The sequence below is a fragment of the Gemmata palustris genome, assembly GCF_017939745.1.
In the GTDB taxonomy this organism is placed as follows: Bacteria; Planctomycetota; Planctomycetia; order Gemmatales; family Gemmataceae; genus Gemmata; species Gemmata palustris.
Map to the genome: position 1 here is coordinate 5900708 of NZ_JAGKQQ010000001.1, position 25704 is coordinate 5926411.

The 25704-nt window shown below is 64.4% G+C and carries 19 protein-coding genes; 7 read left to right on the plus strand and 12 right to left on the minus strand.

Going from position 1 to position 25704, the window contains the following annotated elements:
- Positions 1-40 precede the first annotated feature (40 nt).
- Together J8F10_RS24575 and J8F10_RS39230 are read left to right on the plus strand one after the other, a co-directional pair.
- Positions 41-298 carry a hypothetical protein gene (locus J8F10_RS24575; RefSeq protein ID WP_315854156.1) on the plus strand — a complete coding sequence of 86 codons (258 nt, stop codon included), beginning with the start codon at positions 41-43 and terminating at the stop codon, positions 296-298.
- Between the two features lie 3 nt (positions 299-301).
- Positions 302-1003 carry a hypothetical protein gene (locus tag J8F10_RS39230; protein ID WP_315854157.1) on the plus strand — a complete coding sequence of 234 codons (702 nt, stop codon included), beginning with the start codon at positions 302-304 and terminating at the stop codon, positions 1001-1003.
- 430 nt (positions 1004-1433) lie between these two features.
- Here the strand turns inward: J8F10_RS39230 and J8F10_RS24585 are convergent, their stop codons facing one another.
- Positions 1434-1760 carry a hypothetical protein gene (locus J8F10_RS24585; protein ID WP_210658427.1) on the minus strand — a complete coding sequence of 109 codons (327 nt, stop codon included), beginning with the start codon at positions 1758-1760 and terminating at the stop codon, positions 1434-1436.
- A gap of 649 nt (positions 1761-2409) precedes the next feature.
- Between J8F10_RS24585 and J8F10_RS24590 the strand changes: the two genes are divergently transcribed.
- From J8F10_RS24590 to J8F10_RS24600, 3 genes are all read left to right on the plus strand, one after another.
- Entirely contained in the window at positions 2410-3123 is a 714-nt protein-coding gene (locus tag J8F10_RS24590; RefSeq protein WP_210658429.1) for a hypothetical protein, read from the plus strand.
- 611 nt (positions 3124-3734) lie between these two features.
- Positions 3735-4193, plus strand: coding sequence for a hypothetical protein (locus tag J8F10_RS24595; protein WP_210658431.1), 459 nt, complete (start codon positions 3735-3737; stop codon positions 4191-4193).
- Positions 4194-4209: 16 nt separating this feature from the next.
- Positions 4210-4521 carry a hypothetical protein gene (locus J8F10_RS24600; RefSeq protein ID WP_210658433.1) on the plus strand — a complete coding sequence of 104 codons (312 nt, stop codon included), beginning with the start codon at positions 4210-4212 and terminating at the stop codon, positions 4519-4521.
- Positions 4522-4609: 88 nt separating this feature from the next.
- Here the strand turns inward: J8F10_RS24600 and J8F10_RS24605 are convergent, their stop codons facing one another.
- From J8F10_RS24605 to J8F10_RS24650, 11 genes are all read right to left on the minus strand, one after another.
- Positions 4610-5065, minus strand: coding sequence for a YcxB family protein (locus tag J8F10_RS24605; protein ID WP_210658435.1), 456 nt, complete (start codon positions 5063-5065; stop codon positions 4610-4612).
- 511 nt (positions 5066-5576) lie between these two features.
- Positions 5577-8576 carry a PAS domain S-box protein gene (locus J8F10_RS24610; RefSeq protein WP_315854158.1) on the minus strand — a complete coding sequence of 1000 codons (3000 nt, stop codon included), beginning with the start codon at positions 8574-8576 and terminating at the stop codon, positions 5577-5579.
- Positions 8577-8662: 86 nt separating this feature from the next.
- On the minus strand, positions 8663-10825 hold the full coding sequence (locus J8F10_RS24615; RefSeq protein WP_210658437.1) for a hybrid sensor histidine kinase/response regulator: 2163 nt from the start codon (positions 10823-10825) through the stop codon (positions 8663-8665).
- A gap of 435 nt (positions 10826-11260) precedes the next feature.
- On the minus strand, positions 11261-11395 hold the full coding sequence (locus J8F10_RS40005; RefSeq protein ID WP_261363085.1) for a hypothetical protein: 135 nt from the start codon (positions 11393-11395) through the stop codon (positions 11261-11263).
- A 467-nt stretch (positions 11396-11862) separates the two neighbouring features.
- The gene (locus J8F10_RS24620; protein WP_210658439.1) at positions 11863-12120 is read right to left on the minus strand and encodes a hypothetical protein; all 258 of its coding nucleotides are present in this window, start codon (positions 12118-12120) and stop codon (positions 11863-11865) included.
- A 294-nt stretch (positions 12121-12414) separates the two neighbouring features.
- Positions 12415-12828 carry a response regulator gene (locus tag J8F10_RS24625; protein ID WP_210658441.1) on the minus strand — a complete coding sequence of 138 codons (414 nt, stop codon included), beginning with the start codon at positions 12826-12828 and terminating at the stop codon, positions 12415-12417.
- An 88-nt stretch (positions 12829-12916) separates the two neighbouring features.
- Positions 12917-15646: a PAS domain-containing hybrid sensor histidine kinase/response regulator gene (locus J8F10_RS24630; RefSeq protein WP_210658443.1), complete on the minus strand. Its 2730-nt coding sequence runs from the start codon at positions 15644-15646 to the stop codon at positions 12917-12919.
- Positions 15647-15958: 312 nt separating this feature from the next.
- Positions 15959-17212: a pilus assembly protein TadG-related protein gene (locus J8F10_RS24635; RefSeq protein WP_210658445.1), complete on the minus strand. Its 1254-nt coding sequence runs from the start codon at positions 17210-17212 to the stop codon at positions 15959-15961.
- Positions 17213-17538: 326 nt separating this feature from the next.
- On the minus strand, positions 17539-20217 hold the full coding sequence (locus J8F10_RS24640; RefSeq protein WP_210658448.1) for a beta strand repeat-containing protein: 2679 nt from the start codon (positions 20215-20217) through the stop codon (positions 17539-17541).
- Between the two features lie 370 nt (positions 20218-20587).
- Positions 20588-21250: a response regulator transcription factor gene (locus tag J8F10_RS24645; RefSeq protein WP_210658449.1), complete on the minus strand. Its 663-nt coding sequence runs from the start codon at positions 21248-21250 to the stop codon at positions 20588-20590.
- Positions 21247-22683, minus strand: a complete 1437-nt coding sequence (locus tag J8F10_RS24650) for a hybrid sensor histidine kinase/response regulator (RefSeq protein WP_210658451.1) — start codon at positions 22681-22683, stop codon at positions 21247-21249. Before J8F10_RS24650 ends, J8F10_RS24645 begins: the two co-directional genes overlap by 4 nt.
- 414 nt (positions 22684-23097) lie before the next feature.
- Here J8F10_RS24650 and J8F10_RS24655 point away from each other — a divergent pair, with 414 nt between their 5' ends.
- Together J8F10_RS24655 and J8F10_RS24660 are read left to right on the plus strand one after the other, a co-directional pair.
- Complete coding sequence (locus J8F10_RS24655; RefSeq protein ID WP_210658453.1) at positions 23098-24390, plus strand: AAA family ATPase; 1293 nt, start codon at positions 23098-23100, stop codon at positions 24388-24390.
- Complete coding sequence (locus tag J8F10_RS24660) at positions 24335-25699, plus strand: CpaF family protein (protein WP_390891119.1); 1365 nt, start codon at positions 24335-24337, stop codon at positions 25697-25699. The genes J8F10_RS24655 and J8F10_RS24660 overlap by 56 nt, the downstream gene beginning before the upstream one ends.
- The last annotated feature ends 5 nt before the right edge of the window (positions 25700-25704 follow it).

A 25704-nucleotide genomic window follows, 5' to 3' on the forward strand; every position in this document is an offset into this window, starting at 1 on the left:
CAAAGCATTCGGGTCAGGTGAAGGAGAAACGAGCGAAATCGTGATCAGCCTGATCCGGGACATCTTTGGTCCGCTGTCGTTCCGCTCGGTCATCTTCTCCCCTTCATGGCGTACCTCCACCGCGGTCGCGCTCGCTTCGCAGATGTACGAGTCGCGGGACTTCAGCGCGATGCCGATTCTGGCCGACGCGCTCCAGGACGCGGGGTGCGACAGCGCCGAGGTGCTCGACCACTGCCGCGGACTGGGGCCGCACGTGCGCGGGTGTTGGGTTGTGGACCTCGTGCTCGGCAAGGAGTGAACCGTGACCGAAGCGGAATGGCTGACGTACCCAGATCCAAAGCAGATATTGGAGTGGTTACGGGATGGCGTCACATGCCGAAAATTAAGACTATTCGCCACCGGGAGCGTTCGCCAATTCTGGGATCTTCTCATTGACGAGAGGAGTCGCGAAGCGGTGCGGGTGGCGGAAGAAGTTGCCGACGGTAGGGAGAGCGAAGATGCACTGGACGCTGCCTACCGCCGAGCATGGGACGCGGTCCCTCAACTCCCGTCAGACCGCTATGCGCATGTTTCTGCGGCACGTGCGGCAGGACGAACTGTGCAGAATGACAATGACGCATGGTATGCCAGCGACTTAACCGTGAATGAGACCTTTGGAGTCTACTGCGATTTACGTGAAGAAGAGGGTTCGTCGGACGACGAGCGGGCTTACCTTCAATGGGTGGGTGAGGCTGAGACAAAACGCCTCCTTTCCGGATTGCTCCGCGACATCTTCGGCAACCCGTTCCGCCCCGTGGCCTTCTCCCCTTCGTGGCGCACCTCCACCGTTCTGGCGCTCGCGTCTCAGATGTATGAGTCACGGGACTTCGGCGCGATGCCGATCCTGGCGGACGCTCTCCAAGACGCCGGGTGCGACAGCGCCGACATGCTCGATCACTGTCGCGGTCCCGGGCCGCACGTGCGCGGGTGCTGGGTCGTTGATGTGGTGCTCGGGAAGGAGTAGCGGCGGTACCAATCGCTCGAAATCGTGAAACGACACGGGCCAGGGATTGCTCCCTGGCCCGCTCTGTTCCCGTGGTGTCTACTTCTCTTCCTGGGGCGCGGAACGCTCACGGCAACGCCAGCTCGCCGTGGCCGTCGGTGCCGACCCGAAACGCGCCACGATGAGCCGGCGGGCGACGATGTTCCGTGAGTGAACAGGGACGCGGGCGTCAGCCTCGGGCCGCGGGCGAAGATCGCTAGGGAAGCGGCGCGACCTGCCCGGGATCGGACCGCAGTGACGCCGGGGATGATTGGGATTTCAAATAACACTTTTGAACTGCAGGCAAGAGCAAAATGCGAGAGAACGCAATCTCCACACAGACTATTTTTCACGCATAATTGATTCAATTGGCACTGCGCATCCCGCGCGCACGGCGCGCACAACAGTACCGCTACAAAGCCTGCGCGCGACACAACTCGCCCGCGCCGCGTTGCCGGCCGGCACTCTGTGACTTATGATGAAGAAGGCCGCCGCAACCGAGGTTGACAACGGTTGCAACGGTTTTTACAATGTGCGGCTTTTTTGCGTTTTGGCTATTGCGGCAATTACGCCCTTTTGCATCGTTCACAGCCCCGGTTTGGCTGGTGGCTTCTAACCCAAATGCGGGAAGGATGAACGTGCTATGGCCGACGAACCAGGAGCGGTAGAGAAGCCAGATGATGCGTCCGATCAGATGGTCATCAATTACATAAAGAGTCACTACTTCCGGGTGATTCACTCGGATGGCGCGTGGGTCGGTCTAACCCCAAGTCTCGCGGTCAACATCGTTCTTTTCAGTGAGCGGTCCGCTATCCCACATGTGATGACGCACGAGATTGATTCTGCGGGTAATCTAGGCGCCGAAATAGTCTCAAAACGAGTGTGCAAAGACGGGCTGGTTCGGGAAATGGAGGCGTCCGTTGTCATACAGCCTGAGCGAGTGAAATCGCTGATAACCGTCTTGCAGAATATGCTCAGCGAATTGGATCAAATTAACGCACGAGCGAATCCTAAGCCGAGTCGCCCCGATGAATAAGACTAAAATGGTAGTGCGAGCCTTACAAGTTGCCGTCGTGACTGAGACCCTGTCGCTCCCTCTCGAGCCACAGTTAGTTGCGGCGTCGAACGCGCCAGCTATTACCGTACAGCAAACGGGCAGCTCTCAGCGATTAGTTGACGTTCGCGCCATTGGGCAGACCACGGACGTTTTTGAAGAAGTTTCTCCGGCTCCGGCCGAGGATGTGCAAGAGGTCATAATCGCTCACACGTCTCGCGTCGCCACAACTGCTGAGGCGGCACGCGCGTGGGACGCGATTACTAGGCCAACGACTCGTACAATGATAGAGCTACCCTCAGACTTAGAGGGATAAGTTCTATCGAGTCGCTCAATGGCAGACGAACAATTCTACCGCTCTCTCCCCCTGGAACCGGCCCAGGGGGAAATTTTTTCGGATGTGCCGCACATTCACCTCCGCCCTCCAGCTGATCAGCGAGCAACGATCAATGTTGTTCGCGAGGCGAATACTTCCAAACCTGATCGTCGCATATTTGGTCTTTATTCCTGGCCGCCGGCTGCTGGTGAATCGCCCGCTCTTCCCAAATCGTCCGTCCAAGGCGGTGCTTTTCACCTTGAACCACCAAACTCGGAAAATGTCTCAGCCTACTGTCAGATAAGTAAAGCGATCGTTCTCAACCACGAGTGCGACCTCGTGCCAGGTCGGGTACCGAAGCATCGTTTCATTGCGATGATTCAACCTCTGTCAACCATTCGCGAGGATCAGACTGTTGCTACCGATTCTGGCCCGAGACTAGTGCGGGACATCATCCGTAAAAATCAAAACCAAGCAAGGTTCTTCCTGCCGGCTATCGATGGGCTATTGGAAGAGAGTTTTGTGGACTTGCGGCGGATGAGTTGCGTGGACCCGTGCTTCTTGCGGGATTCCTCAAAGGTAGCTTGCCTCAGCGAAGTTGCCTTTAAGGCGCTGATGGCGCAGATCATTTTCTTTCTAAGCCAACGCGACCCAGTGGCGCCGCCAACACCAACGCTTGGGGCGCTTCTTCGTCACTGGAAGAGCAAACTGCTTACCAAGAAGGGTTTGTAGAAGGGTACAGGCATCTGACACCCGTTGACACCCGCGCGCGGGTGCGACGTAGGGCAACTGGTGTCACTGAGAAATGCAAAAACCCCGGGAATCCCAGGGTTTTAGTGCGACTTGATCGTTCGACAGTCCGGTACTCTAACCAATTGAGCTACGTCCCCAAACCCTTGCAATCCTAGGCGATCAGCACCTTTCGGCCTTCTCGCCTTTCGGCCTTTGACACATGGTATCGTTTGGCCGTGGAGTCAGTTGGTGTAACAACTGACCCCGACACCGTGACACCCGCATGAAGAGCCGTCACATGTCTGAAGCGAATTCTACTCCCGGTGCGCCCGGTGGCAAGTCTCCCAAACCGAACAAACCCTACCCCGAATTCCCACTGTTTCCCCACGCTGCTGGAGTATGGGCGAAGAAGATCCGCGGGGAGATGCACTATTTCGGCCCGTGGGTGCCCCCGACGGGTCGCTGGCCAAGTACCTCGAACAGAAGGACGCGCTCCACTCCGGGCGCAAGCCCCGCGAGGATAAGTCCGGGTTTACGGTGAAGGATCTGGCCAACCGGTTCCTGAACGCGAAACAGAATCTCGTCAACTCCGGCGAACTGGCGCAGCGCTCGTGGACGATTACAAGGCTGCCTGTGCGATCTATATCGATCACTTCGGCAAGAACCGGATCGTCGCCGACCTCGGCCCCGACGACTTCGCTGAGCTGCGCGCGACAATGGCCGAGAAGTGGGGACCGGTCACGCTCGGGAACGTGATCCAGCGTATCCGAGTGGCCTTCAAGTTTGCGAGTGACAATGACCCGATCGACCGCCCGGTGCGATGCGGCCAGGCGTTCAAGCGGCCGTCCCGGAAAGTAGTCCGCGTCGATCGCGCCAAGAAGGGGCCGAAGCTGTTCGCGCCCGCGGTGATCCACCAGTTACTCGCGGTGGCCAACAAGCCGATGCGAGCGATGATTCTCCTGGGTATCAACGGCGAGCTCGGGGACTCCGACTGCGGGCGGCTGCCACAAAGTGCCGTGAACCTTGGGACCGGGCTGATCGACTTCCCCCGGCCCGAAACCGAAAGATGAGTCCAATACGGATCTGGTGCTCATCACGAAGTACGGGTTGCCGTGGGCCAAGGACAGCGCCGATCAGACGCTCGCGAAAGAATTCGGGAAGTTGCTCCGCTCACTCAAGCTCGGCGGGCGAACGGGGCTCGGGTTCTACACGCTGCGCCACACGTTCCGCACCGTTGCCGACGAGGCCAAGGATCAACCCGCGGTCGATTACGTGATGGCACACGAGTCCGGGCACATGTCGTCCCACTACCGTGAAACGATCAGCGACGAGCGACTCAGGGCCGTCAGCGACTTCGTGCGGAAGTGGGTATTCGGGCCAGATGTTGTTGCAGCGTAGCGCAAGCCTTCAAAAGTGGTGAATGCCAAATGCGCTCACATTATGGAATACTTCGGCAACTACTCAGAAGGAGCTGGGGTGGCATTTTTCAGAGCCGGCAGTCGCGGACATTGGCCTCGATTAACTGGGTGAATCGCGCCCAAGTCTCGGGTTGCTCGAACGCCTTAACTGGCAGCAAGTAGAACTGCTGCTGCCTCGTGGCGAGCATGACCAACCCTCCAGCCCGCTCGGCGCGAATGATGATCGGCCACGTCATAAACCCCGAGAAACTTTTCCCTACTACCTCTATCCCGTCGTCCGTGAAGGTGTAGGTTCGCGGCTCCCGAAGTTCCTCAGCTGTCTCCCACCGCTTCCGAGCCGCAAAGTAGGTGGCAATTGGGGTGTACACAAAGACGGCGCCCGCGAGAAGAAGGGCGGGCACCGCGAAGGCGTATCCCTCCACTCCCTGTGGTAACTGGACCAAGTTCGGCTTTACCAACGCCATGAGAGGGACGCAAGCAAGCACGCCCAGCCAGAACAGTGCGATCAGCGCGACGAGCCTCATCCGGCGAATTCCAACCACCCAGTTCAATCGCAGGAACTCGCGAAAGGTTGGGGTCACGCGCACCACGATCGGAACATCTGAGGACATGGGGGCCAATGGATCGAAGTTAAGCGAGGGATAGTTCCAAAGGATTGTATCCGGCGAGGGAAAAGTGTGACGCCCGGCTCCTTCTCGGGAGGCCTCTTCTTCGGGGCCGGCTTGGGCGGATCAGCCCGGCATCCGCGAACCGGGCATGAGCAAAACCGTGCGAGTACCGGTTCAGGAACCAGACCCGGGGGCTTCACGGGCCCTTCCCCCTCCGGTCCGAAGGGTGCCCCCCCCGGGGAACAGTCGGGCTCGTACACAGAGCAGCGAGGTGATCGGGACCATATAACTCACCGCGGCCGTTTCCCGGAGCTGGGCTGGTACCGATGCCGATACTTTCCCCTTGCGAAGCAGTTCATTGAAATGGTCACGCCCGTCCAGGAGCGAGGGGCCAGCTACTTCAAAGCCGGTTGGTACCGCACATGAATCACAGTTCCGCGAAGCACGCACGCTGATCGAGAGCCGCGCGAACTTTGGCAGCGAGTACGGCGGGTGAGAACGGTTTAGGAAGGAACTGCTCGGATTCGTGCCGGATCCCGTGCTGGAGCAGGGCCTCGCCCGTGTAGCCGCTCATAAACAATACTTTGAACCCGGAGCGAACCGCCCGGAGCCGCTCGACGACCAGCCGTCCGTTGATCCCGGGTAAAACCACGTCGGTCAGGAGCAAGTGGATCGGCCCCGCGTGCGCGGTCGCAACTTTCAAGGCCCCGGCCCCGTCCGACGCCTCCAGGACGGTGTACCCCAGTTTGGTCAAGATCAGACGGGAGAACACCCTGACGCTTTGCTCGTCCTCGACCACTAAAACAGTTTCCGGGCCACCTTCGGGCCGCGGCGCCACGCTTTTTGTTTCCTCCCTCTGGACCGCTTCCGGTACGTGAGGGAGATAGATGTCGAATCGGGTTCCGACCCCGACCGAGCTCGTCACGGTCACGTGGCCGGCGCTTTGTTCGACGATGCCGTAGACGGTAGACAGCCCGAGCCCGGTCCCGCGCCCCGGTTCCTTCGTTGTGAAGAACGGCTCGAAGATCCGCTCCTTCAGTTCGTCCGTCATCCCGGTTCCCGTATCGGATACGGCCAGTAGCACGTGCGGCCCCGGGCGCGCCCCCGGGTGCTCCGCGGCGTGTTTCGTGCTCAGTTCCACGTTCCGTATCTCGACGGTCAGTGTGCCGCCGGTCGGCATGGCGTCGCGCGCGTTCACGGCCAGGTTCATCAGCACCTGCTCCATCTGCCCCGAGTCGGCCCGAATCGGCCACACGTTCGGACCGGTTACCACCCGCAACTGGACCGCTTCCCCGAGCAGTTGGCGGAGCAATTTTTCTGACCCTTTTACCGTGGCGCTCAAATCTAAAATCCGCGTGGCGAGCACCTGCTGCCGGCTGAACGCCAGGAGCTGACGGGTGAGGTCGGCCGACCGGTTCCCGGCGTGCTTGATCTCCTCGACGTACTCCCGCAACGGGTTCTCGAGTGCGACTTCTTTCAGCAGGAGCGTACTGTACCCGTTGATCACGGTGAGCAGGTTGTTGAAATCGTGAGCCACGCTGCCCGCGAGCCGCCCCAGGGCCTCCATCTTCTGGGACTGCCGGAACTGTTCCTCCAAGTGGCGCCGCCGGGTCACATCGGTCTGCACGCCGACAAGGTGCGTCAGTTTGCCCGCCGCGTCCCGCACCGGGGAAATGGACAGTTCGTTCCAGAACGGGGTACCGTCTTTCTTGTAGTTGAGTAACTCGACGGTACAGGGCTCCCCGGCGCGAATCGCGGTCCGGAGCCGGGCGACGGCATCCGGGTCCGTGTCCGGCCCTTGTAGGAGCCGGCAGTTCCGGCCCAAAATGTCTTCGGCCGCGTACCCCGTCATCCGCGCGAACCCCGGGCTGGCGAACACGACCGGATCGTCCCGCTGTTCGGCGTCGGAGATCAAGATCCCCTGGGTCACGGCCTGAATCGCGCGGTCCCGGAGTCGCAGTGCGTCCTCGGCCGAGCGGCGCGCCGTGACGTCCTGGGCCAGGCCCAAAAATCCAATGAATCTCCCGTTCTCGTCCAGTAACGGGGTATTGTGCCACTCGCACGTGATGACCCGTCCGTCCCTGGTCAGGTTGTCGTTGACGGAGTGGGCCGCCATGTCCCCGCTCCGAATGCGCCCGAGCAGGGTCTCGCCCTCACTTCGGAACGCGGGCGGTGCGAGATCAAACCCGCTCAGCCCAAGCGCCTGATGGCGCGCGTGCCCGAAGATTCGTTCCGCCGCCGGGTTCCATTCAATGACCCGTGCGTCCGCGTCGAATAACACGTACCCCAACGGCATGCGCTCGATCTGGAGCCGGAGGCGGGCCAGCAGAGCGTCGCGCTCGGTCGCCAGCCGGTTCCGCTCGGTCACATCTCTGGAAATTCCGATCACCCCGATGACGGCGCCGCTCGCGTCACGGTACGGGGCTTTGGTGACCGAGAACGTCCGGTGCTGGCCGCCCATGACGAGCGGCTCCTCGCTCGTCACCGCGCGGTCCGCTTTCATCACGAACTGGTCGTTGTCCCTCATGACCCCGGCGCTGCCGGCCTCGATCAGATCCGCGTCCGCGTGCCCCAGAATCTCCCCCGCGGGCCGCCCAATAAACGAAGCAGTCGCCGAGTTCGCGAGCAGGTACCGGCCGTCCCGGTCTTTAACGAACACCGCATCTGTAGTCCCTTCGACCACGGCTGCGAGCAGTTCGTTCGTCCGCCTCAGCTCCGCCGCCATGCGCTCCCGCTCGGTCACGTCTCGCACGATAAGGGTGCAGTACCGCTGCCCTCCCGTCGATCCGAACGAAACCGAGACTTCCAGGGGGAACTCGTCCCCGTCTTGGCGCACCCCGCGCGTGGGCAACGTCTGTGTCTCGAACCGGACCGGTTCGCTCGCGTCCGTTGCGGGCGAGAACTGGTCGGGGATGAAATCGGTAATCAGGCGCCCCAGCGCGCGGACCCCGGGGCACCGGAACATCTGCTCCGCGGCCGGGTTGAAAAGGGTTATTCGGCGGTCCAGACCGGTACCGATGATTGCGTCCTGGGCTGATGCGATGATGCTCGCCAACTGTTGCGCGGTATGGATCTCCCCGAGCACCCGCCCGACGGCGTCCGGGAGGTAGTCGAGGTACTCCACCGATTTGGTGACGAAGTCTCGAACGCCGATGCGCAGCGCCCGGATGAGGGTCGCCTCGCTGCTGAACCCGGTTACAAGAATCACCGGAACGTCGTACCCGGCCTCCTTTATCCGAACGTAGAGGTCCAGCCCGTCAGTGGTATCGGGGAGCTGATAATCCAGGAGGATCAGATCGATTTCGGTGGCCGCGAGCGCCCCCAAGGCTTCGTCCGCTGTGGCGGCGACGACGGTCCGATAGCCCGCGTCGTCGAGCCGCACCCGCTCCAACTCGGCGATACCGGGGTCGTCTTCGACGATCAGCACAGTGGCGATCGGGGCGGCTATTCGGGCAGGTGAAGGGATCACGATCATCAGTAGAGGTCTCTGCGTTCGCACGTGGAGCGTCGTTATCAAGGAGCGGAGCCTGCGAGCTCTTGTGAGCGGGTGTGCGATCCGTCCTCGTCGAGCACCTGTCGCACCTTCAGGAGCAAATCGTCCACCTCGAACGGTTTTTGAAGGAACTCGGCGTCGATCGACGCGATGCCGTGGCGGACTTTTGCGTCATCGGTGTACCCGCTCATGTACAAAAGCTTCAGATTCGGCTCCTGCTCGCGGAGAACTTCGGCCAGTTCCCGACCGTTCATCCCCGGCATGACGACGTCGGTCAATAAAAGGTGGACCGACGACTGGGCCCTGAAGAGTTCGACCGCGTCTTCGCCGCTCGCGGCTTCCAGCACCGTGTACCCGGCCCCGCGAAGTGCGAGCGCGGCCAGCGCGCGGATCGGGCGCTCGTCCTCGACGAGCAGGATCTTTTCTCCGCTCCGCGGGAGAAGCGGGGCGATCGATTTCGACCCGGCGGGCGGCGCCGTTTGAACCGCGACCGGCAAGTGGATGGTGAACGCGGTTCCGGTCCCGATTGTGCTCTCCGCGGCGATGTGGCCGCCCGACTGCTTGACAATGCCGAACACGGCCGCGAGCGCGAGACCGGCCCCTTTACCGACCCCCTGCGGCGAAAAGAACGGCTCGAAAATCTGAGCTTTTACGTCGGCCGTCAGGCCGTAGCCGGTATCGGTAACCGTGAGCCGAACGTACCGGCCCGGTGGCACGTCCGCGCGATCCCCCGTCGGGCCGGCGCCCACCTCCACCGCGTCCGTGGCTAATGTCAATCGGCCGCCCTGGGGCATCGACTCTCGGGCGTACACGCACAGGTTCATGAGAACTTGTTCGATCTGATCCGGATCGGCGGTGACGAGTTCGAGCCCCGGGGACAAAGAACAAACCAGCCGAACGCCTTCACCGACCACCTTGGCAAGCACCTTTTGGGCCTCCGTTATCAGCCCGTTCACGTTCAGTAAGTGGGGGCGGAGCACCTGCAAGCGCCCGAACGCGAGGAGCTGGCGGGTCAGGTTGGTGGCCCGCTCGCTCGCGTCGCGGATCTCCGCGAGCGCCTCCCCGTCTGGTGTGCCGTCGGGACAGGCGCCGGCCAACAACCGGGTGTAGCCGTTAATAATGGTGAGCAGGTTGTTAAAGTCGTGCGCGACCCCGCCCGCCAGTTGGCAGATCGCGTCCATTTTTTGCACCTGGCGCACCTGGTCCCCGAGGCGCTGGCGCGCGGTCACGTCTTGCGCGAGCGCGAGCACGCCCTGAAACGCACCGGTGGCATCGAACAGCGGCGCGTTGTGCCACTCGCACGTGATCTCGCGCCCGCTTTTGGTGACGTTCTCGAAGAGCCCGTGCGCGTCCCGATCCCCGGTTGCGAGCCGGGCGAACGTACTTTCGGCGAGCCCCCGCTCTCGTGCGGGGACGATGACCTCGAACGGGCACTTGCCGACCACGTCGGCGCGCGCGAACCCGAACACCCGTTCGGCGGCGCGGTTCCAGTACGTGAACCGGTTGTTAGCGTCGCTTACGAAGTACGCGAGAGGCAGGTGCTCGATCTGGAGGGCGAGTTGTGCGAGCGGCGCCGGGCATTCGGACTCGCGACCCGGCTCAGACGTTACATCGGCGTGCAGGCCGACCCATTCCCGTACCGTTCCGTCTGCGTTCTGGAGGGGTATGCCCTGGACGGACATGCGATGGTACGTACCGTCCGTATCTCGAAGGCGGTACTCGATTTTAAACTCACGCGGGTCCGCGTTCGCGGACGCCCGGGCGTCCGCGAACGCGGACCGATCGTCCGGGTGAACGGTGTCCAGCCACCTTCGACCACGAAACTCGTCGGGCGCGTGGCCGGTGCTTGCGGCCCACTCCGGGGGCGCCGTTTCAAACGTTTCGTCTGCGCTCGCCCCCCACACGATCGCGGCCGTTGCGGTAACCAGTGCCTGGTAGCGCTCCGCGTTCGGCCGCAAGTCGTCCGCGATGCGAACGCGCTCCGCGATCTCGCGGCGCAGTTCGTCGTTGGTCGCAACTAGACTGGCGGTGCGCATCCGGAGGCGCACTTCAAGGGCTTCGTTCGCGAGCCTCAAACTCGTGGCCGCATGATCGCGACCTCGTACCTGGCGCCGGAAGAGAACGATCACGAGCCCTAAGAGGGCGAGAGAGGTCACGACCGCAACTATCAACGCGAGTGTCATTTTGAGGGTTCCACAAATCCACCATTGCCACTAATAGCATCTGAAAACGTAGAGCTGGAACCACGGCGAAGGTGTCAGGGAAACCCCTCATAATAGGCTCCAATGCCCGCTTTCGGCCCGTTTCCCAGTTGGTAGGTGGTCGCGCTTTCCGGAAACGCCTTCTGGCGCCCGGCCCCGGCACAGAAGAGCAAGATGGGAAGTTTCTGGTCAAGGATGAGTGGGCCGTTTGGAAGCTCACCGGCGTGGTGTCGCGCAGAGGCGGGAACGCGATTCTCAACGAAGCCCGGCCGACGAGACGGTCCGGGTTGATGCGGTTGCAGAAGGGGTTGTTCCGCTACTTGTGGCCGAAGTCGTCACACCGGGCGCGAGCGGGTAGCAGGCGCTTCTTGTCTGAACGCGAGAAATGTGGTGCGCATCGATCCGGGAGTAGACGGGTCACGGGCCGGCGCCCGGGCGCCCGACCAACTGGCAGTACGCGCCCCAATCCCGGGCCACGATTGGGGCTCCAAAGGCCACGGTGTAGTACCCCGTGATTTCCACTTCCGACTCGTCGAGAAACGCTCGGTACACCAGTGAAACGGTCGAAGAAACTCCGACCGCTGGCCGCGGTTGGTGCTCCGTACTACGCAAGAGTATGTCACCGTCGCGCCCCGGTGCGCTCTCAAGATGAGCTCCCTCGGTGACCCGGAACTGGTTGGGAAAGCCGGCCTCGTTCCGGGGATCAACGACGAGGAAAACCGCACGACTCCCGAACTCCCGGTCCACGAAAAAGAACATGGGCGAGCGCCCGTGCGGCGAAGCGCTGCGCGGGCTCAAGAGGGTTCCAAATTGTTCGAGTAGCCGACGAGCGATCCGAGTAGTTCGTGTAAACATCGCACCAAAACATTCGTGTGATTCGGTCCCAAAAGGTACCGCGATTATGAGAAAGGGTGCGAGAGCGCCTCACCCGCCATCACTTCTGACTGCGTAAAGCCAGCCCGCGGGCGAGCGGTCGCGGCACGGACAACGGACCTCCTCGCGCAGCGAACCGCCCCTCGTCAGCAACGCGACTCTAAACTGAACTCACGCGCCTGGGATCTCTTCCCGTGCTCGGGATCGGGGTACCCGGTCGCGTCTGACGTAATGGCCTCGTCCGTAGTTCGGATCAGGTCATTGAGGCCGGCGATCCAATCCGCCGCGCGGTGCATCTTTGTAATTTGGCCCTTCCCCTCGAGCGAATCATTCGTGATTTGAATGGCGATGCCTTGGGCGATTGATTGGAGCAACCGCAAGGACAGCCGTTCGTACTCGGTCATTTTCCCTCTCCGCGCGTGGGCGTTCGGTTGGAAGTGGTAGGGGCGTGCAAATCTGGCAGCGCCTGCGAGCCATCTCTGTCAGGGAATCCCCCAAATCACCTCGCCAATGAGCGCCGGCCCCATTCGCTTCGCGTCGCGGTAGATAGGAACACGACGAGGGGCTCGCGCGGGTTTCGCACTGCAGCTACGCAATACACCGTTTCACTTTGACCTGCACAGAAGGTGCATCAATAAACATCGCTGGTAACAACTGCCGACGCCCCACTCGCCAGTGTGTGCCGGACGCGGTGAGGGTCACTCGGACGGGGCGACGGAACGGTTCCGAACCGAGCGGAACTGGTTCAAAAGTTGAATCAGGACAAACGGGTCCACCGGTTTAACCAAGTGCAGGTCGATGCCCGCGCCCTCGGACCGGTGGTGGTCACTCACGGTCCCGCGCCCGGTCATCGCGATGATGAACGGGGGGCGGCCCGATGCGTCCGCGCGCAGTCGCCGCGCGACCTCCCACCCGTCCATGCCCGGGAGCCCGATGTCCAAGAGCACCACGTCCGGTGTCTCGGTCTGGGCCGAGGAGAGCGCGTCGGGGCCGCACGACGCAACCCGGGTCGTGTGCCCGCCCAAGGTCAACAAATCGACCCAGGACTGTGCCGTGTCGGGCCGGTCCTCAACAATCAGAACGTGTAGCGCAGAGCGCGCGGGCTCGCTCATGGTTTGGTGGCGGGGCGGAACGTTGGTGGAAGCGATACCGCGGAGTTTATCTCGAGCGCGGACCGGATACAACAAAATCCCGACGGGCTCACGAGTGGGTTCCCGGCGGTCCCGGGTGGAACGGCTCGCCCGTGTCGAGCACCTCACGCACTTTGTGCCCCAGGGCCTCGGGGGAGAACGGCTTGTGGAGGAAGTTGACGCGCGCGTACTCGACCCCGTGGCGCACCACCGCGTCGTCCGTGTACCCCGACATGAACACGACCCGGACCCCGGGGCACCGGGCCGCGAGCCGCTCGGCCAGCACGCGCCCGTTCGCACCGGGCATGACCACGTCCGTCAGCAATAGGTCCACCGGGGCCGGGCTCTCGGCCGCGACCCGCAGGGCCTCTTCGGTTCCGCCCGCGACCAGCACCGTGTACCCGAGTTGCTGGAGCAACCGGTGCGTGAGTTTCCGGACCCGGGCGTCGTCCTCCACCAGGAGTACAGTCTCCCCACCGACCGGCGCGGCGCCCCCGTCGGCCCTCTCGTCGGCGACCACAGGGGCGTCGAACCCGGGCAGATACACCCGAAACGTGGTCCCGCGCTCGGGGGCCGTTTCCACCTCGATGTGCCCGCCCGACTGCTTCACGATGCCGTACACGGTCGCCAGCCCGAGCCCGGTCCCCTTGCCCGGATCTTTGGTGGTGAAGAACGGCTCAAAAATGTGGTTCTTTACATCGTCCGACATGCCGGTGCCGGTATCCGTTACGGACAGCACCGCGTACCGGCCCGGAGGGACCTCGCGCCCGTCAGGCGCGCCCCCGACGACCACGTTGCGGGTCTCGACGGTCAGAGCCCCTCCGGTCGGCATCGCGTCGCGCGCGTTCACGGCCAGGTTCATGAGCACTTGACCGATTTGACCCGGGTCGGCACGAACCCGGAGCACATCGGAGGCCGGAACCGTGACCAGCTCGATGTCCTCGCCGATGAGTCGGCGCAACATCTGGGTCACGTCCTGTAGGGCTTCGTTGAGGTCCAGGACTACGGGTTGAAGCACCTGCTGGCGCCCGAACGCGAGGAGCTGCCGGGTCAGGTCCCGTGCCCGGAGCCCGGCCTCCCGGACCTCTTGGACCATCGGGTACATCGGGTCGTCCGGGGCCAGGGTGGTCAACTGGATGGCGGCGTACCCGTTAATAATGGTGAGCAGGTTGTTGAAATCGTGGGCCACGCCCCCCGCCAGTTGCCCCACCGCGTCCATCTTCTGCGACTGGCGCACCTGGGCTTCCAGGCGCTTGCGCTCGGACACGTCGGACACGAACCCCACCATGCGTTCGGTCAGCGCGCCGCTCGGGTTCGGGATAAAGTGCCCCTGGTCGTGGACCGTGACGTAGCTCCCGCCCCGCCCGCGCACCCGGTACTCCATGCGGAACGGGCTCCGCGCCCGCGCGCACCGCTCGGCCTCGTGCTCGAACGGTTCCCGGTCCTCCGGGTGGACCAGCGCGGTCCAGCCCGCGAGTGCGTCCGGGAGTTCCGATTCCCGGTACCCGAGGGTGCTTTCGGAGTCCCCGCCCCAGGTCAGGCGGTTGGTCCCCACGTCCCAGTCGTAGAGCACCTGGCCGGTCGCCTTGACTGCGGCCTCGTACCGGGCCTTCCACTCGCCGAGTTCGTCCTCCACGCGCTTGCGCTCGGTGATGTCCTGGTACACCCCGAGCACCCCGACCACGGCCCCGGTTCCGTCCCGGAGCGGCACCTTGCTGGTGAGCAGAACGGTCCGGGCCCCGTCCGCCCGGGTAAGCGGCTCCTCGAACCCCAACAGAGCTTCCCCGGATTCCATCACGCGCCGGTCGCACGCGCGGAAGAACTCGGCCTCTGGTGCCGGGGTCCCGAGCTCGAAGTCGGTGTGCCCGACCGCGGCGGCCGCCCCCGGCAGCCCGTGGTTGCGGGCGAACAGATCGTTGCACCCCAAGTACACCGAGTCCAGGTCCTTCCAGAACACCGCACACGGGATGTGCGCGATGACCGTGCGCAGGAGCTCCTCGCTCCGCCGCAGAGCTTCTTCGGCGCCCTTTCGCGCGGTCACGTCGCGCGTGAGGATGGCGATTCCGTCCCCGGCCCGGACGACTTGGTGGTGGAGCCACAAGTTGCGCCCGTCGCCCGTGGTAATCGGGAAGTCCTCTTCCAGGGGCGCCCCGGTCTCGACCACACGCACGTACTTGTCGAAGAACCCCCCGGTGCGGTTTATCGGGAGCAGCTCGCACAGGCGCTGGCCCACCACCTGTGCCGGGGCCAGCCCGACCAGGTCCGCGCCGTTCCGGTTCACGTCCGTGAACACGAAGTCCACAACGCTCCCGTCCGGGGCCCGGTCGCACGCGAGGACGTAGACCGCGTCCAGGCTCCACTCCATCGCGGACCGGAGCGCGCCCTCGACCTCCCGGTGCCGAGTCACGTCCCGGTACGTAACGACCGCGGCCCCGATTCCGGGCTCGTGGAGCAGGTTGACGCCCCGAGCTTCGAGCCAGCGCCAGGTTCCGCTCCAGTGCCGTACCCGGAACGATTCGGCGAACGCAACGGTCGGGTCCGCCAGGTGAGCGCCGAATGCGGCCCGGACCCGGTCCCGGTCGTCCGGGTGCAGGTGCCCGAATCCGTCGGCCCCCGTTAGGGTGCCGGGTTCGTAGCCCAGGAGCCGGTCGCCGGCCGGCCCCGCGTGCCTGACGCCCCCGCCTGGACCGAACAAGATGACCGCGTCGGGACCGCTCTCCGCGCCTCGGCCGTTCTCCAGTGCGTTACGATTCGGTTCGATAACGGCCCCCCGGTACCGTCGTTCTGAAATACTTGGCACAATTATATTACTCCGAGCTAGTCATCCGCCATTCGTCAAAAAATAATATAACGCATGATGGCGTAAAATTGAAATCCAAGTTCATTATAATTATTGTAATATAACAATAATTTTGTAAGGAGACCGAATGGGTCCGTGGCCGATGCGCCCGGCTGAATCCGGGTTCCAAATCCCATTACAAATGGCACCGTATGCCACCCGAACGGCCGACAGCTTCGGCCATTTTTCGGGGCTCTAATTTGGGACCGTCCCCTACTCGTTTCGGTCCCGTATTCGTGCTTGTATTGGGTCAAATTCAGAGCGCCGGCCGTGTCACTCGACCACGCGCACGTCCGGAACCCGGGGCGGGTTCTCTTTCAGGTCGATCGTGACCCCGCCGATCCCACTCGATGTGAGGGAATCTACGACGTAGGCGCCGCCCAGGATGTCCAACCCGATTGCCACGCTCCCGTTCAGGTCCACGTGCGCCGACCGCGCGTAGATCGCTCCGGTGATCGTGGTGAGTCCCAGCCCGGTGAGTGAGATGGGCTGCGCGAGCCCGCGGTTCTGGAAGAAGTTGAACCCCTGGTACGTGCCCGAGAGCGGGGCCGTCATAACCACCTTGCCCAACCCGGATACGGCGATCGGGCCGGACGCATAGGTCGGGCTCGTCGTGTTGTACACCATTGTGCCCAGCCCCAACACAGTTGCCAGGCCCTCCACCTGGAACCCGCCCCCCTCCATGATGTACACGCCCGGGGCCATAACCACGGTGGACACCCCCTTGATCTTGATCCCGCCCTTGTACACCCCGGGCTGGAGCGTAGCCACGAGCCCGTTGACGACCTTCGGCGTCGGGCTCCGAACGGGGGCGCTGGCGGTGTCCGGGATCGGGAGGAACGCGAGCGGGTCCAGGGTCGGTCGGACCCCGGTCCGGACCTTCATCGTGAGTGACAACAGGCCCGTGTTCGAGACGCCCCCTGTCACGTCGATCCGGTTCAGGGACAGCATCACCAGGCTCGAGGACTTCAGGGCCTGGGGGCTGGACGAGTTCACGATGAGCGGGCGCCCGACGAGTGCGAACACGAGCGCGTTGTTGGTGAACGCCCCCGACATACTCGGATTCAGGGTGATGATCCCGAACTTGAGCGGCTCGCCCTTGCCGACCGCGCGGGCCGACACGGGCATGTTGGCCCCGGTGATGGCGCGCCCGAAGCTCGCCTGGAGCGTGGCATCGATCAGCACCTCGGCGTGGCCGGGCAGGCCGGTGTACGTGCCCGACTGTGGGGGGATGTTCACGGTCACGGCCGACGCCGGGTACCCGTTGGCGACCGCGATCTTCTCGGCCGCCGTGCGGGCCGTGCCGTACACGTCCTTGCCCTTGTTGTCCCAGTAGTTCTCGTACAGGTCGGCGCCTGCGGCCAGGGCGGCGGCATCAGCCGTGGACTGTAACCGCCGGCGCTCGTCGTACATGCGCCCGCCGTCCAAATTTAGGGCCAAAATCCCGATCAGCACCGGCAGGCAAATTGCGACTTTAACGAGAACGGCGCCCGTGCGCCGGCGGGATAGCGAGTTTTTAAGGAACACAGTTCTCACGCTCCGTTACGAGGAGCTACGAGTTTAGTTCCTGACGGGAACAAAATTTGTCAGGTAAACTCCGCTACTTGCACTGGGCGCCGGGTCAGACATGCTTACTTAAGGGGCTTCTCGATCAGAGCAGGTTTTCGGCGCGATGGGATCGCGAACCGCGGTACGGTCCGCTGTGCGAGCGGTTGCTTTCCGAGCAGGGCTCGGCTCCCGCGCACCGGGAGCCGAGCCCTGCTCGCAGAACGAGCAAACTACATATTGACACTTGTTGGAAATTGTCGTTTTGCCCGAACAGTCACAAGACTTATCAGCGAACCGGGGCCGAACTAGCTCACACGGATCGCGCTCATGTCCGTCGTGTCCCAAGCGAAGTACGATTCCTCCGGGCTCCCGTCGCCCGCATCGAACTCTTGAATGTGAGCGTGCCCCCCCGTTCCGGCACCGGTGAGGATGGAGTTGTCACCGTCAGCGCTTACCACGAACCCGACGTTCACGCCCCCACGGAACGTGGGAGCAAAGGCCAGGAACGAGCGAACAAGGCGCCCGGATGTTCCGTCGAACACGCTCACACGCGGGTCGGCGCCCGCACCGGCCCCGACGATCACTTCCGCGCGCCCGTCCCCGTTCACGTCGCCCGCGGTCACGGTCACCCCACCGGCGAAAGCCGGGCTGAAGGCGAAGAAGCTCTGCATGAGCGACTGATCGCGCCCGCTGAACACGCGCACGTGCGGCCCGGCCCCGGGGGCGGCTCCGACGATCACGTCCTCCCACCCGTCCCCGTTGACGTCGCCGCCGGCCACCGTCACGCCGCCCTTGAAGCTCGCGTCGAACGCCATGACGCTCATTTGCTCGGCGCCCGTGGCCCCGTCGAACACCTTGATGTGCGGCGCGGACCCGGACGCGGCGCCAATAATCAGGTCGTCGAACCCGTCGCGGTTGACGTCCGCGGACGCGACCGCAACGCCCCCCTTGAATTTCGCATCGAACGCCAGGAAACTGCGGATCAACTCACCCGTGGCCCCGTCGAACACCTTGACGTGCGGCCCGGCACCGGCACCGGCACCGACGATAATGTCATCGACGCCGTCTCGGTTGATGTCTCCCGTCGCGACGCGAACCCCGCCCTTGAAGTTTGCGTCGAAAGCCAGGAAGTTGAACCGGACCGATCCGTCCGGGTTGTACACGATCACACGCGGTTCCGCGCCGGAGCCAGCAGCCCCTGCGGAGAAGTGCAAGCTCGACCCGTCTGTTGGGCGTCCCGGCCCCTGGGGAGTGCCGGCGGTGGTACCTCCCGAGTTGGTGGTCCCGCCTCCGGTCCCGGTGCCCCCACCAGTCCCCGTTCCACCTCCGGTGCCACCCCCACCCGTGCCACCCCCACCCGTGCCACCCCCGCCCGTGCCGCCTCCATTCCCCCCGCCGTTGTTACCGCCGTTGTTACCGCCGTTATTACCGCCACCGCCGTTCCCACTCGAGGGAATCGTGACGTTCAGGTTCAGACCCGAGACCGAAAGTTGGAGCGGGTTCAGGTTCACATTTACCGTGCCCGTCCCACCCGCGGTCGCGCCCGACGGCACCTCCAGTTTGATCCGGAACCCGGTCGGAGATGACAGGTTGAGCACCGGAAGGCCGGAGAACGTGAAGTTCCCATTGGCGTCCGTTGTGATGGCGATCTCGGTCTGGTCCCGGAGCCCGTTGAGGTTCGCGTCGAGGTACACCGTGACCCCGGCCACGCCGTTGCCGGTCGTGGTGTCGGTCACCCGACCGTTCAGCACACCGGTCGTCACGGCAACAGTGGCGGAAGTCAGCGGCGACGAGGTAATCGTCGCCGCGGTCCCGAGCAGTGTGCTCCCGAGTAGGCCGACCACGCCTTGCGCGCCGAAAACGGTGCTCTGGATGAAGTTCTGGAGGCCGCTCAGCGTCGCGCCCGTAAGGGACGAAATCCCCGCGACGGTGCTGTTCAGGAAGTTGTTGTTGCGGATGGTGGTCGAGCCCAAGTTCAACGAGAGCCCGACCCCGACCCCGATACGATTCGCACTGAACTGGTTGTTCTCGATGTCCACCACCGGCACCGATAGAACGGCCCCCTGCACGGACACACCGGCCGAGTCCGCGAGCCCCGTCGTGCCGAGGAAATTCTGGAACGTGTTCCCCTGAATGGTGACGGGGCCCGAGTCCTGCGCCCCGATCCCGACGTTGGCACGTATGCCCACGCCCTGGCCGAACAACGTGGTCCCGGTGACGGCGCCCGTTGCCCCGGAACCACTGTAGAGGATACCGTAAGTGTCGGTGTTCTGAATGAGGGAGTTCATGACCCGAACGTTCCCGTGGGCCACGAGTACCCCCGTACCCGCAGCCCCTCCCGTTGTACCCACGTTTTGGACGATCACGTCGCTCAGGACACTCGTCACCGCGGTCCCCGAACCGCTGTTAGTGAACTTGACCAGAATCGGAACGTTCAGCCCCGATCCGGCCCCGCCGTCGAGCGTCATCGAACTGATGTTGAGTGCCACTCCGCGGTTCACGAGGAGCGCGGCCGAGGTGTCCGCGGTCGGGCTGCCGCTGCCGGTCTGCGTGTTGGAACCCGCCCGAACCGTGGTCGTACCGGGACCGTACCCCACGAGGTCGAGGTTCTTTGTGATCGCGAGCTGCGAACCGCCGAGGGTATAGGTGCCCCCGAGCAGCCGAATCGAGTTCGATGTGTCCGCGTTGCCGTTGGCTGTTTGTACGGCGGAATCGAGGGTGTTGAACGCGGTGGTGCCGAAGGTGCAATCCGTGAACTGCGCGTTCGGCAGGGCGACGCGCACGGTGTCCCCCGCGCTGAGCCCGACGGGGCCGACGTCCTGAAGGATGCTCATTGCCCCCGCGGACGCGACCCAGAGTTGTGCCGGGGTCGAGCGGTCCTCAAGGGAAAGTAAGTCGAGTTGGAACCGCTGGGGCGTCTTGTGCGCGCGGGACGATTTTGAAGCGTTACGCGCGAAAAGTCGAACGAAAGATTTGGGCGTCATGGTCTCGGTCCTCTCTGTGGAGCCGCGGTCTTCAACAGAACCGGCGCGGTTCGAGCTTTGTCGGGACGAACGGCGGTCGCTGCCGCTTGGGAGCCCAACCTTAGACCGGTCGCGATCGCGAGCTTGTCGGGGAAAGCCCCAGAAATGAACCGGCGCGCGAGGGCGCAAGTGGGCCCGGAAGTACCGACGTGCGCGCGGGGCGCGGCCGAACAACGTTGCGTGGGAATTTGCGCGGGCGGCGTACAAGACGTGGGAGGCCGAGGCGTTCGGCTCTGCGACGATCGAGATGGGAGATCGGGCCGCATTCAACGGCGCCCTCGGATCACGTTCGATCGCGAGAGCGAGAGCGTTGCAGAGGTTCGGTGCGCGATCAGTCTTCGGGTAACGAGTCCGTCACCGCCTCGGGCGCGTTCAGTAGCCCGGCATCGAGACCGTACCGAACAAAGTCGGCGCGCGACTTGAGCCCCGTTTTCTCGCGCAACCGCGCGCGGTACGTCTCCACCGTTTTGACGCTCAGGAACAGCAGGTCGGCAATTTCCTGGTGCGTGTGCCCCTTGACGAGATGTTCGAGTACTTCCGTCTCGCGCCGGCTGAATTGAGGCAGCCCGGCCGGCGGGGGCGCGTCCTCGAGAACGCCCTGAAGGGCCGAGTCGATCACCCGCGCGCCGGTCGCGGTCGCTCGAATCGCGGCGAGCAGTTCGTGGGACGGTGAGGATTTCAGGAAGTAGCCGGCCGCACCCGCCGCGAGCGCGCTGCGAACATACGCCGGGTCGTTGTGCATGGTCAGCACCAGGACGCGGGTGCGCGGCGACACCTGGTTCACGCGCGCGATCGTGGGGCCGCTCCCCCACCCGGGCATCGACAGATCGAGGCAGAGCACGCGCGGTATCGTCTCCTGGACCCGGTCGATGGCCTCCAACCCCGTCGCTGCTTCGCCGACGACTTCCAAATCGGCTTGTATGCTAATCAGCGCGCGCAGCCCCTCGCGCAGGATCGCGTGGTCGTCGGCCAGAACCACTTTGGTACGGTTCATCGCACTCCCTCAGAAATCGGAACTCGAACGTCGATCGTGGTGCCGCGCCCGGCGACCGACTCGACACGAAACGTCCCACCGAGCAAATGCGCGCGCTCCTCCATCCCTCTCAACCCCAGGCCGGTGGCGCCGTTCGAGCCACGGGGGGCCTGGAACCCGACCCCGTCGTCCGTGATCGACACGCGCGCGAACCCGTCGATCTCCAGAACAACGTCCACGGTTCGCGCGTGAGCGTATTTGGCGACGTTCGCCAGAGCCTCTTGAACGATCCGATAGAGGGCCGACTCGACGTCTTTGGGGAGCCGCAATCCGTCCCCCTCGGGAACGAGTAGCTCCGCGCGGACAGAGTGGACGCGAGTAAACGTTTCGGTGAGGCGCTTGAGCGCCGCGGTGAGCCCCATGTCGTCGAGTACGGTCGGGCGCAGCCCGTGCGCGAGGCGCCGGACCTCGTCCAGGCTCTCGGCCGCGATCTGGCGCAGGCGCGGCACGCGCTCGCACGTCACCTCGCCCTCAATCGTCGCCAGCCCGACGGCCAGCGAAACCAGCGCTTGCCCGATCCCGTCGTGCAATTCGCGCGCGATGCGCCCGCGCTCGTCCTCTTGGACGGTGAGTACACGCTGCAGTAGGCGCTTCCGCTCTTCCTCGCGCCGAACGAGCAGAGTGACGTCGCGCACGACAACGGCACACGTGGTGGAGTTGGTTCGGATCGGATTCGCACTTAAAAGGAAATGACTGTCAAGGACCGGGTCGTGTTCGCGGGTCGTTGCGGTCGGGTCGGCGTCCGCGCGCGAGGAGAGTTGCTGGCGCGCCCGGATCGCGCCCCCCAGCTCCCCAGGGAACAGATCCTCAACGAGTGCTCCGGCGAGTTGTGCGCGGGGTACTCCGGTGACCCGGGCGACGGCCTCGTTCGCGCGCACCACGCGCCCATCGCGATCGAGGATCATGAGCATGTCCGGGCACGCATCGAACGTGGCCGCCCATTCGGACACGACCGATTCCAGGATGTGCTCCCGGCGCCGGGCGTGCGCGACCCGTGCCGCGCGCTCGATCGCCCAACACAGGGCCGCGGGATCGACCGGCTTCGCGATGTAGTCGAACGCCCCGCGCTGTATCCCGGTCACGGCCGCGCCGACGTCGGTCGTCCCGGTCATAAGAATGGGGACCACATCGATTTTCTGGTCCGCGAGTGCCGCGAGCAGGTCCAAACCACTTCGGCCCGGCATGTTCAGGTCGACGAGAGCGACGTCGTAGCTCGCGCTCGCGAACCGGGCCAGGGCCTCGTTGACGCTCTGCACTTCTTCGATCACGTGCCCCGCAGCGGTCACGACCTTGGAGGCGAAGCGCCGGATGCGCTCGTCGTCGTCAACGATCAGAACGCGCGCGGGAACCGTATCTGGGGGACGAGCATCTCTGGGGCGGGGGCGCTCACTCATACTTGTGCCACCGGTACGAATCGCAGGGATCGCTCGATGCCGGGCAACTTTCTTAGAAAGTGGCCGGCATTTGAGCCGGTACGCTGGAAACCTCAGTTCTCGAACACAGTAGAACCGAGTTGCGCCGGGCGAGTTCGTAAGGGCAATTTGCTACGGCGTCCCGCAACAACTTCTTTCACAGCAATCTCAAGAATACCTAAAGCTGACGATTGTCACAAGAATCCGGGGCGATATTTGCTTGTGCGATTGCGAGACGGGGTCCGGCCGCTTTTCGGGGTTTCCCCTACACGCTTCGCTGGGACCGGGCTCTACGGTTGTGACGCTTACGGTCGCATCCGTCGCAGCGCCGTGTTTACGAACGTCAAAACTCGAACAGAACCGACTCGCCGGCTCCATTGAACAGGTTACCCCATTATGCCCACCCTACTCGTCGGCCCCACGCGGCAAAACTTGCTCCTGAGCCGGCTCGGGGATCTGCTCCAATCGCGCCCAGGGGTCGGGGGCCTCGAACTCGTGACGTTCGACCGGGCCGCGGAGCGCGCCCAAAAGGGCGGGTTCGAGTTGGTGTTCGTAATTCTGGCGAGCGATTGCGTGGCCGAGTCGCTCGAAGTCGTCCGCGCCCTGCGGGCCACGGGCACCCACGTTCTCGTGGTGGGACCGGCGACCGACCCGAAACTGATCCTGGGGGCGATGCAAGCCGGCGGGGACCGGTTCCTGGACCAGGACGAACTGGAACCGGCCCTCGACAGCGAGCTCACCCGGTTGAACCTGACGAGCGGGGCCGAGGCCCGGCAGTTGATCGGCGTTCTGTCCGCGTCGGGCGGGTGCGGGGCGAGCACCATTGCGGTGAACCTCGCCGTTGTGCTCGCGAAAAAGTACGGGCGCTGCAACCTGATCGATCTGAACGTGAACAAGGCCGATCTCGCGCCGCTCCTCGACCTGAAGCCCCAGTACACGCTCTCGAATCTTTGCCAGAACGAGGACCGGCTCGACCGGACGATGTACGAGAAGCTCTTGACGATCCACCCCTCGGGCACCGCGCTGCTCGCCGGGCCGCGGTTCCACGAAGAGGCGCGGGCCCTCACGATCTACGGAGTGGAACAGGCCGTTTCGCTCGCGTGCGAGGCCTTCTCCCAAGTCGTCGTGGACCTGGAGGACTGTATTCACGACGAGCAGGTCGCGGTCCTGGGACGCGCCGACCGGATCCTCCTCGTCTGCCGACTCGATTTCACCGCGATCCGGAACGCCCGGCGCGCGATGGACCACCTCGCCGCGCGGGGCGTTCCGCGCGACCGGATCGAGGTGGTTATGAACCACACGGGCCTACCGAACGAGCTCTCCGTGGACGACGCGGAAATGGCACTCGGGGTGAAGGTGACGCACCTGATCCCGCACGCCCCCGGAGAAATGGGGTGGGCCACAAACGTGGGGATCCCGGCCGCGCTCAAGGACGACCGGGCGCCGGTGGTCCAGAGCATCGCCAAACTGGTCGGTCTGGACGCCCCGGTGCCCCCGGCCCCGGACCTGCGCGCCCGGTTCGGCGCGTTTTACCGCGAGCGCGTGCTGCCCTGGGTCCGCACCCTGCGCGCGCGCTTCAACAGCCCGGCCCCGGTCCCCGCCCCGCCGCTCGCGGCGGAAACGAAGGTGTGCTATGAACCGATTTCCCCCCCGGAGCCCGCTGCCGATTCCCGAGCGTGTGCGTTCTGACGCCCCCGTCGCGCAATCCGACGGATCGGACGACGTGCGCCGGTTCAAGGCCCAGTTGCACCGCCGGCTCGTGGTCGGGATGGACCTGTCCGCGCTCAACGCGATGTCCCGCGACCAGCTCCGGCAGGAGGTGCGCCGGGTCGCGGAGGAACTGTGCCAGCGCAGCCCGAACCTGCTCAACCAGCAGGAGCGCGAGCGCCTGGTCAACGAGGTGCTGGACGAAACGTTCGGGCTGGGCCCGCTCGAAACCCTGATGCGCGACCCGACGATCAGCGACATCCTGATCAACGGCCCGCACACGGTCTACGTCGAGCGCGGCGGGCGCCTCGAACTGACCGACGTGAGATTCACCGACGCGGCCCACCTGCTCCACATCGTGCAGCGCATGGTCACCCAGACCGGGCGCCGCGTGGACGAAACGTGCCCGATGGTGGACAGCCGGCTCCCGGACGGGAGCCGCATCAACGCCATCATCCCGCCGCTCGCGCTGGACGGGGCGCTGGTCTCGATCCGCCGGTTCAGCGCGACGCCGATCCGCGCCGCCGACCTGGTCGCGAACCGGTCCGTGCCGCAGGAGATGATGGAGTTCCTCGAGGTGTGCATCCGCGCCCGCCTGAACATCGTGGTGTCCGGCGGGACCGGGAGCGGGAAGACGACGCTCCTGAACGCGCTCTCCGCGTTCATCCCGGCCAACGAGCGGGTCATCACCATCGAGGACGCGGCCGAACTGAAGCTCCAGCAGCCGCACATCGGCCGGCTCGAGACCCGGCCGAACAACATCGAGGGCGCGGGGGCCGTCGGGACCCGCGACCTCGTGCGCAACGCCCTCCGGATGCGCCCGGACCGGATCGTGGTCGGCGAGTGCCGCGGGCCGGAAGCGCTGGACATGCTGCAGGCGATGAACACCGGGCACGACGGGAGCCTGACCACGGTCCACGCGAACGACACGCGCGAGGCGCTCGGCCGGTTGGAGGTGATGGTCGGTATGGCCGGGTTCGACCTCCCAATGTGGGTGATCCGGCGCCAGATCGCCGCGGCCGTGAACGTCGTGGTGCAGGTGAGCCGCCTGGTCGGGGGGGCGCGGAAGGTGGTGAAGGTGTCCGAGGTGACCGGCACCGAGGGCGAGAACTTCGCAATGCAGGACCTGTTCGTGTTCAAACAAACCGGGGTGGACGGCGACCGCCGCGCGCAGGGGTGCTTCCACGCGACCGGGCTGCGGCCCAACTGTATGGAGCGCCTGGAGGCGCACGGGTTGACGCTCTCAATGGACCTGTTCCGCAAGCGCATGCTCCAGCCCGGGGCGCGCTAGAGCCG